At 67.7% G+C, this 1,196-nt stretch carries 1 protein-coding gene; it reads right to left on the bottom strand.

Translation table 11 applies throughout. The annotated features are described in order from the left end of the window. Positions 1–50: 50 nt before the first annotated feature. A complete protein-coding gene (locus tag FNQ90_RS23905) occupies positions 51–1,148 on the bottom strand; it encodes a M20/M25/M40 family metallo-hydrolase (RefSeq protein WP_323380150.1) in 1,098 nt (365 codons plus the stop codon). Positions 1,149–1,196: the final 48 nt, after the last annotated feature.

Raw genomic sequence — 1,196 nt, 5'->3', positions numbered from 1 at the left:
CCGCGTGCGGCGCTGTTCGGGGAGGGTGGTGATGTGGTGGGTCATGTCGGTCACCTGAGACTCCTGATGTGTGGCGGTGCCTCGGTTGCCGGGTCGTGGTCCGGGTGTGTGGGCAGGTGTGCCAACTCCTGGATGGCATGGGTCAGGACGTCGATGCCGCGCAGGTAGTCCGAGAGCACGATGTGCTCGTCGTCCGTGTGATCGAGGCTGCTGTCCCCGGGGCCGTAGGTCGCCATCGGGATGTCCCAGACCTCGGCGAGGGTGTTCATGTCCGAGGTGGCGGTCTTCACCTTCAATCGCGGGTCGGCGTGCAGGTGGCGGATTCCGGACACCAGGGCACGGACCACCGGGTCGGCCCGGCCCACCCGGCAGGCCGCCACCGAGTTCCGTACCTCGAGGTTGCCGGTCGGTAGTCGTTCGCGCAGTGCCCGGAGCAGTGCCTCGACGTCGAAGCCCGGTGGGACACGGATGCTCAGGTCCGCCGTCGCCGAGGTCAGGTCGCCGTTGAGTCGGCACAGTGTCGCGCCCGGCCGGTCGAACACCTGGTGCCCCGCGTCCGGCCCCAGCAGGTCCAGCACCGTGTTCCAGCAGGTCACGGCCAGTTCGGATGCCTTTGGTTCCGGGTTGCTCGGGTGGGTGGCGGGACATCTCACGGTGTAGCGCAGGTCCAGTTTTCCCTTGTAACCGAGCACCACGCTCGACCACCCGCTCGGTTCGCCGATGATCAGTGCGTCCGGTCGGTGGTGGGTGGTTCGGATCGCCATCGCGCCACGTGAACGGGGTGTCTCCTCCTCCACCACGCCGATCACCACGATCCGGCCGGGGAAGTCCGCCGCGCCGGCCGCCGCACAGATCATCGCCGCGAGTGGTCCCTTCGCGTCCACCGCGCCGCGGCCGTACAGCATGCCGTCCTCGGAACGGACCGGAATCCCGCCGGTCACGGTGTCCATGTGTCCGAGGAGCATCAGTGTGGGGCCGTCACCACGTCCGATCACGCCCACCGCGTTGCCCACGCCATCGATGTGCGCGCGAAAGCCCAGGTCCGTCATCGCCCGGGCCAGATAATCACCCAGCGCGCGCTCCTGGTACGACGGGGAGGGAATCTCCAGCATCGCCCGAAGCAGTCCTGCCGCATACGTCTCGGTCACATTTCCCGATGGAGTGAAAGCCCAGTTCATCGCCGCATCCGATCCAGT

Source organism: Streptomyces alkaliphilus, assembly GCF_014141535.1.
Taxonomy (GTDB): Bacteria; Actinomycetota; Actinomycetes; order Streptomycetales; family Streptomycetaceae; genus Streptomyces; species Streptomyces alkaliphilus.
The sequence above is the reverse complement of the archived record's forward strand: the minus strand, read 5'-3'. Positions and strand labels throughout refer to the sequence as shown.